The organism is Streptomyces sp. NPDC055103, from assembly GCF_053607625.1.
On record NZ_JBSGTX010000140.1, the window covers coordinates 1 to 7,208 of the forward strand.

At 71.2% G+C, this 7,208-nt stretch carries 6 protein-coding genes and 1 pseudogene; all 7 read left to right on the forward strand.

The features are described from left to right. The first annotated feature begins 469 nt into the window (after positions 1-469). On the forward strand, positions 470-988 hold the full coding sequence (locus tag ACWFR1_RS39825) for a DUF2617 family protein (protein ID WP_453560850.1): 519 nt from the start codon (positions 470-472) through the stop codon (positions 986-988). Positions 989-1,063: 75 nt separating this feature from the next. Continuing rightward, positions 1,064-2,797, forward strand: coding sequence for a polyamine aminopropyltransferase (locus tag ACWFR1_RS39830; RefSeq protein WP_453560852.1), 1,734 nt, complete (start codon positions 1,064-1,066; stop codon positions 2,795-2,797). Positions 2,798-2,995: 198 nt separating this feature from the next. Beyond that, on the forward strand, positions 2,996-3,955 hold the full coding sequence (locus tag ACWFR1_RS39835) for an SRPBCC family protein (RefSeq protein ID WP_453560855.1): 960 nt from the start codon (positions 2,996-2,998) through the stop codon (positions 3,953-3,955). Between the two features lie 34 nt (positions 3,956-3,989). After that, positions 3,990-4,775 carry an aldose epimerase family protein gene (locus ACWFR1_RS39840; protein WP_453560862.1) on the forward strand — a complete coding sequence of 262 codons (786 nt, stop codon included), beginning with the start codon at positions 3,990-3,992 and terminating at the stop codon, positions 4,773-4,775. 85 nt (positions 4,776-4,860) lie between these two features. Further along, complete coding sequence (gene pyrE, locus ACWFR1_RS39845) at positions 4,861-5,400, forward strand: orotate phosphoribosyltransferase (protein WP_453560857.1); 540 nt, start codon at positions 4,861-4,863, stop codon at positions 5,398-5,400. Between the two features lie 221 nt (positions 5,401-5,621). Further along, complete coding sequence (fbaA, locus tag ACWFR1_RS39850; RefSeq protein WP_453560860.1) at positions 5,622-6,644, forward strand: class II fructose-bisphosphate aldolase; 1,023 nt, start codon at positions 5,622-5,624, stop codon at positions 6,642-6,644. 114 nt (positions 6,645-6,758) lie between these two features. Then, a pseudogene (locus ACWFR1_RS39855) lies at positions 6,759-7,013 on the forward strand (transcriptional regulator); the annotation flags it as partial. Positions 7,014-7,208: the final 195 nt, after the last annotated feature.

Genomic DNA, 7,208 nt, shown 5'->3' on the forward strand with positions numbered 1-7,208 from the left:
GTTACCGAACCGAGTGATCAAGTACGACGCACCGTTCGACGCCACACGTTAAAGATCAAGCTAGGGCGTGTTTCGAAAGTCCCGTCTGCCGGGCGACGCCTGGGGCCGGGCCGGCCGGTCGGGCTGGTCGGGCCGGTCAGGCTGGTCGGTCGGGCCGGTCAGGCTGACCGGCCCGACCGGGCAAGGGCTCGACACAACGGGCCAGGAGGCACGTGACGTTGGCATTTCGGCGGATCTTGTCGATCGATTCTGATTGAACAATTGAACTGTGGGGTCCCCGAAGGGGTTGGAAACCACGGCAAGTTGGGTAAAAACGCTGCGAGTCGCCCGGCGTCCGTGGTTCTCTCGCTCCTGACAGAGACAGCCCTCGGACCGTGTGTGGAACCGAGCCGGCGATCCCCCACTCCCGTTGGACCCTCTCCGGGGCGCCCCCGGCCCACCCGTCAAACCGTGTTTGCGGAGCCGACCCATGCTCACCACCCTGAAAACCTCCTACACCGATACCCGCGCGGCCGATCTGGCCTGGGCCCTCGGGCGCGAGCCGCTGCCCGCCCTGGCCGTACTCGACCTCGAACTCTCCGGCGCCAGAATTCAGTTGAGACTGCTCGGCGCCTCCCACCAGGTACTTCTGGAGGAGGAGGGGCGCAGCTGCTCGGAGACCGTCGCCTGCATGCCCGGCAGCAGCACCCCCCTCCCGCTCGGCGTCTCCAAGCGCGTCGGCGAATGGGAGTACGAATTCGCGGCGCGCGTCGAGACGCTCTCGCACGGCTCCTTCGCGGGCCGTGCGCAGGAGCTGCTCGCCCTCGTCGCCGACCACCCCAACGGACTCGCGGGGACCTTCCCCGGCTCCCCGCACGCGTTCACGGCGATGCTGGCGCAGCGTCACGAGGGCCAGGTGCGGTGGCGCACCTGGCACGCCTACCCGCAGGAAGGGCAGCTGGTGGTCACCAGGACCCGGATCGGCGCACGTATGCCCGCAACGCTCTGATGCGCCCCTCAAGGGCTCCAGATGCACTCGTGTGGGTGACAAAGGGCGAGTAAGTCGTGACGTAGCGTTACGCTCATGATCGAGCCGACCGTGACCATGCCACCCACCAGGGTGCGCCAACCGCCCGTGCGGCGGCGCGAGCGGCCGCCCAGACGGCCCAGGCCGTCCCGGCCGCCGCGGCCGTCGCGGTCGGGCGAGGCGGTGCGCTTCCCAATCCTCGCCGTGGTCTTCGTCTGCGCCGCCTGCGGTCTGGTGTACGAACTGGAACTGGTCGCACTCGCGTCCTACTTGATCGGCGACTCGGTCACCCAGGCCTCCGTCGTGCTCTCCGTGATGGTCTTCGCCATGGGCGTGGGCTCGCTCCTCGCCAAGCGGCTGCGCTGCCGCGCCGCCGTCGGCTTCGGCCTGGTCGAGGCCGGGCTCGCGCTCATCGGCGGCTGCTCGGCCCTCGCGCTGTACGCGGCCTTCGCCTGGCTCGGCGAGTCGCGGCACGTCGTCGTGGCGTTCTCGCTCGCCATCGGCGTGCTCATCGGCGCGGAGATCCCGCTCCTCATGTCCCTCATACAGCGGGCCGCGGGGGCGGAGCCGAGGCCCTCGAAGCGGGCGAGGCGGCAGGCGCCGCCCGTCGAGCAGGACGACGCCGCCGGCACGGTCGCCGACCTCTTCGCCGCCGACTACGTCGGCGCGCTCGTCGGCGGCCTCGCCTTCCCCTTCCTGCTGCTGCCCTGGCTCGGCCAGCTCACCGGCGCACTCGTCACCGGCGCGGTCAACGCGATCGCGGGCGGCGGCCTCGTGCTGTGGGTCTTCCGCCGCGACCTCACGGCCCGCTCCCGGGCCCTGCTGATCGGGGTGAACATGGCGGTCCTCGCCGTCCTGGCCACCGCGACCGTGCTCGTCGACGACTTCGAGGAGGCCGCGCGCCGGGCCGTGTACGGGGACCAGGTGCGGGTCGCCGTCCACACCGACCTCCAGGAGGTGGTCGTGACGGGAGGCCGCGAGGGCCCGCCCGACCTGTTCCTCGACGGCCGGCTGCGGGTGGCGGGACAGGACGAGTACCGCTACCACGAGGCGCTCGTCCACCCCGCGATGAAGGGCCCGCACGCGCGCGTGCTGATCGTCGGCGGCGGGGACGGGCTCGCCGCCCGCGAGGTGCTGCGCTACTCCGGGGTCTCCGCCGTCACCGTCGTCGAGATCGACCCCGGCGTCGTCCGCCTCGCCCGCACCGATCCGGCCCTCGCCACGCTCAACGCACAGGCGTTCCGGGACCCCCGCGTCCGGGTGGTCTACGCGGACGCCTTCAACTGGCTCCGGGGCGCCGCCGATCATGTGCAGGAACGGTACGACGTGGTGATCTCCGACCTCCCCGACCCGGGCATCACCCCCAGCACGAAGCTCTACTCGGAGGAGTTCCACGGACTCGTGGCCCGCGTCCTCACCGCTTCGGGGCGGTTCGCCGTGCACGCCGGATCGGTCACCGACCGGCCGCGCACCTACTGGACCGTGGAGGCCACCCTGCGCGCCGCCGGCTTCGCCACCCGCCCCTACAGCGCGAGCGGCCGCACCCCCGGTTTCGCGGCGGGTCCCGATCGCGCCGACCGCACCGGCGGTACGGAACAGGGGCCCGGGGACTGGGGCTTCCTCCTCGCGGTCCCGGGCGACCGGCCGCCCCTCCTCGGCCTCGCACCCGACGCGCCCCGGCTCCGCTCCCTCGCCCCGGGCACCCTGGAGGCCGCCGCGCGCCGCGCCGAACGGACCAGGGTCCCCGAACTGCCGCCCTCGACCTTGGTGCACCCGAGGTACGGAGGCTGAGGGGAAGCACGGAGAGGCGGTGGCTGAGGGGGGAGAGGGCGAAGGCGGTGGCTGAGGGGGGAGAGGGCGAAGGCGACGGCTGAGGGGGGAAGCGCGCAAGGCGGGGGCTGAAGAGGAAGGCGGGACGTGGTGGCAGGGGCGCGCGGGCCCGGCGCAAAGAGGCGACGCCGCGCCCCGGCCTGAGTAGGCTCGGCTTCCATGGAGCATGAGGTGTTCGTTCCGGTCCCGGCCGAGGCCCTGCGCGCGACGCTCACGGACCCGGCCCGGGTGGCCCGCTGTGTGCCCGGCCTCCAGCGGGACGCCGACGCGGAGGCGGGCCCCCTCGCGGGCCGGCTCAAGGTCCGGGTCGGCGGCCACACCATCACCTACCGGGGCGCCCTGCGGGTCGTCGAGCGGGACGGCGCCATCACCTACGAGGGGAAGGGCGCCGAGGCCCGGGGCAAGGGCTCGGCCGAGCTCTCCCTGACCGTCGTCCTCACCCCGGTGGACGAGGGCACGAGCATCGGCTTCACCGGCGCGCTGACGGCGGCCGGCCGGCTCGCCGAGGCGACGGACGAGGCCCGGGCAACGGCGGGTGCCAAGCTGCTCGACAAGTTCGTGGAGGCCCTCGCCGCGCTGATGGGGGAGCCGAAGGAGCCCGAGGCGCCGGTGGCACGGGAGGAGCCGGTGGCAGGGGAGGAGGTCGCCTCCGCCTCGGACTCCGCCTCCAGTTCGGACTCCGCCTCCGACTCGGACTCCGCCTCCGACTCCGAACCCGCCTCCGACTCCGAACCCGCCTCCGACTCCGAACCCGACTCCGACTCCGACTCCGATCACGACGGGGTGGACGACGGTGTCGAGGAGCCCGGTCGCTCCTCCGTCTTCGACGCGCCCGTCCCGCCCTCCTCCCTCGACCCCCGCCTCGATGAGGACTTCGGCACCACCCCGATCGAGTTCCCGTCCCCGCAGCCCGCCGCCGAGGCCGCCCACGCGCGGCGGACCATGATCGGGCGCAGTGCCGAGGAGGTCGACCACGCCCCGCCGCGCGGCCGGTACGCCCCCGTCCCCGCGCCCGAGGCCACCAGCGCGACCGCCACCCTCCGCTGGATCGCCCCCGCCGCCGCGCTCGCCATCGCCTCCGCCGTCGTCGTCGGACGGGCTCTGCGCCGACGCCGCTGAACCGGCCCGTCGCGATTAGGGTCGGGGTGTGAGCATGCAGACGCGACTGACGGCGGGCGACGCCGAGTTGACCATCAGCCCCGAGCACGGCTGCCGGATCGAGGGCCTGCGCATCGGCGGGACCGAGGTGTTGCGCCAGGGCGAGCGGTTCGGGAGCTTCCCAATGGTGCCCTGGTGCGGGCGGACCGAGAACGGTCGCTTCCGCGACGGGGCGACCACGCACCAGCTGCCGGTCAACGCACCCCCGCACGCCATCCACGGCACTGTCCGCGACCTCGCCTGGAAGACCGCCCGCGTCTCGGAGACGGAGGCGGTCTTCACCTGCGAGCTCGGGGACCCGTGGCCGTACAAGGGCCGGGTCACCCAGGTCTTCGAGCTGGCCGAGGACTCCCTCACCCTCCGGTTCGGGGTCGAGACCTACGACGCCTCCTTCCCGGCCCAGGTCGGCTGGCACCCCTGGTTCCTGCGCAACCTCGGCCAGGGCGGCCAGGACGTACGGCTCGACTTCACGCCCGCCTGGCAGGAGGAGCGCGGCGAGAACCACCTCCCCACCGGCCGCCGGATCGACCCGCTCCCCGGCCCCTGGGACGACTGCTTCGGGATGCCCGACGGCGTCGACGTCACCCTCACCTGGCCGGAGGAGCTGGAGCTGAAGGTCACCAGCCGCGCCGAGTGGGTCGTGATCTACGACGAGCCGGCGGAGGCGGTCTGCGTCGAGCCGCAGTCCGGCCCGCCGAACGGCCTCAACACCCTCCCGCGCCTCGTCACCCCGATCGACCCGCTGGAGGTCGAGAGCGTCTGGAGCTGGCGACGGCCGTGAGCGACGGTGAGCGGCCGCAAGTACCCGCAAGCGACCACAAGCGACGGTGGGCGGCCGTAAGCGGACGCCCCTTAAGCTGCTGACCATGACTGACGTACGCGCTGAGCTGCTCCAGCAGATCAAGGACAAGGCCGTGGTGCACGGCAAGGTGACCCTCTCGTCGGGTCTGGAAGCCGACTACTACATCGACCTGCGCCGGATCACGCTGGACGGCGAGGCCGCGCCGATGGTCGGGCAGGTCATGCTCGACCTCACCGCCGATCTGGACTTCGACTGCGTCGGCGGTCTGACCCTGGGCGCCGACCCGGTCGCGACCTCGATGCTGCACGCCTCCGCCGCGCGCGGACAGCGCCTCGACGCCTTCGTCGTACGGAAGGCGCAGAAGGCGCACGGCATGCAGCGCCGTATCGAGGGCACGGACGTGAAGGGCCGTCGCTGCCTCGTCGTCGAGGACACCTCGACCACCGGCGGCTCCCCGCTGACGGCCGTCGAGGCCGTCCGTGAGGCGGGCGGCGAGGTCGTGGCCGTGGCCACGATCGTGGACCGGGGCGCGGCCGGCGCGATCGCCGAGGCGGGTCTGCCGTACCTCACCGGCTACCAGCTGGACGATCTCGGCCTGGCGTAACCGCCGCGAAGTCGTGACTTAGGTCCTGGACCCTGGCGAAAGCGGTCCTGACCTGCATTTTTACCCAGGGGCGGGGTGTTTCACGTGAAACGCCCCGCCCCTTGGTGTGCCACGCCCGTGGGAGCCAGGACGAGAGTCTGGAAGGATGGGGGCGACGATGACGTCGCCCCCAGGTCAGGGACAGCAACGCACACACCCCGCACATCACAAGGAGCGGACGAATGCCCATCGCAACCCCCGAGGTCTACAACGAGATGCTCGACCGGGCGAAGGCAGGCAAGTTCGCCTACCCGGCCATCAATGTGACCTCGACCCAGACCCTGCACGCTGCGCTGCGCGGCTTCGCTGAGGCCGAGAGCGACGGCATCATCCAGATCTCGACCGGTGGAGCCGAGTTCCTGGGCGGCCAGTACAACAAGGACATGGTCACGGGCGCCGTTGCCCTGGCCGAGTTCGCGCACATCGTCGCCGCGAAGTACGACATCACGGTCGCGCTGCACACCGACCACTGCCCGAAGGACAAGCTGGACGGCTACGTCCGTCCGCTGCTGGCCGTCTCGGCCGAGCGCGTCGCCCGTGGCGAGAACCCGCTGTTCCAGTCGCACATGTGGGACGGCTCCGCCGAGACCCTCGCCGACAACCTGGCCATCGGCCAGGAGCTGCTCGCGCAGGCCGCCGCCGCCAAGATCATCCTTGAGGTCGAGATCACCCCGACCGGTGGCGAGGAGGACGGCGTCACCCACGAGATCAACGACGAGCTGTACACCACCGTCGACGACGCGATCCGCACCGCCGAGGCCCTCGGCCTGGGCGAGAAGGGCCGCTACCTGCTCGCCGCGTCCTTCGGCAACGTGCACGGCGTCTACAAGCCGGGCAACGTCGTGCTCCGCCCCGAGCTCCTCAAGGACCTCCAGGCGGGCGTCGCCGAGAAGTTCGGCAAGGTCAACCCGTTCGACTTCGTCTTCCACGGCGGCTCGGGCTCGACCGCCGAGGAGATCGCCACCGCGCTGGAGAACGGCGTCGTGAAGATGAACCTCGACACCGACACCCAGTACGCCTTCACCCGTCCGGTCGTGGACCACATGTTCCGCAACTACGACGGTGTCCTGAAGGTCGACGGCGAGGTCGGCAAGAAGTCCACCTACGACCCGCGCACCTGGGGCAAGCTGGCCGAGGCCGGCATGGCCGTCCGCGTGACCGAGGCGTGTGCCGCGCTCCGCTCGACCGGCACGAAGCTCAAGTAAGCAGCTGAAGCAAGCGGGCTGAAGCGAGTGGCTGAAGCAAGCCTGTGAACGACGGGCCCGGCACCTCCCCGAGGTGCCGGGCTCTCGTGCGTCGACGAGAGGGCGGAGGGCCCGTTGTACGACTTCGACCGTGAGATAGACCGGCACGGCACCTGGTCGGTCCAGTGGGACGGCATCGCGGACCGCTTCGGCGTCCCCGACCTGCTCCCCTTCACCATCTCCGACATGGACTTCGCCTCCCCGCCCGAGGTCCTTGCCGCGCTGCGCGAGCGCGTCGACCACGGGGTCTTCGGCTACACGGACTGGCGGCTCGGCGACTTCCGGGACGCGATCGGGCACTGGTACGCGAGCCGGTACGCCACCGTTCTATAGCCGCGAAGCTGTTGTAGTGGACGCGTGCTTGTTGCTGAAGAAGACGACGTAGTCGCCAACTCCGTTGGCTGGCATGTATATCGGTACGACCTTGAACTGGAGTGACCCCCGAAATTCCGACACCTGGACGCTGGATGTTTCGTCATCCAGGGGAAGTGATCCAAGGTGGCAAAGCGGAAGAACTACCCCGAA

What these genes read in the sequence shown, in the direction of transcription:
- ACWFR1_RS39825 (WP_453560850.1), top strand. Translation starts at nt 470, where the DNA reads ATGCTCACCACCCTGAAAACCTCCTACACCGATACCCGCGCGGCCGAT.
- ACWFR1_RS39830 (WP_453560852.1), top strand. Translation starts at nt 1,064, where the DNA reads ATGATCGAGCCGACCGTGACCATGCCACCCACCAGGGTGCGCCAACCG.
- ACWFR1_RS39835 (WP_453560855.1), top strand. Translation starts at nt 2,996, where the DNA reads ATGGAGCATGAGGTGTTCGTTCCGGTCCCGGCCGAGGCCCTGCGCGCG.
- ACWFR1_RS39840 (WP_453560862.1), top strand. Translation starts at nt 3,990, where the DNA reads ATGCAGACGCGACTGACGGCGGGCGACGCCGAGTTGACCATCAGCCCC.
- pyrE (WP_453560857.1), top strand. Translation starts at nt 4,861, where the DNA reads ATGACTGACGTACGCGCTGAGCTGCTCCAGCAGATCAAGGACAAGGCC.
- fbaA (WP_453560860.1), top strand. Translation starts at nt 5,622, where the DNA reads ATGCCCATCGCAACCCCCGAGGTCTACAACGAGATGCTCGACCGGGCG.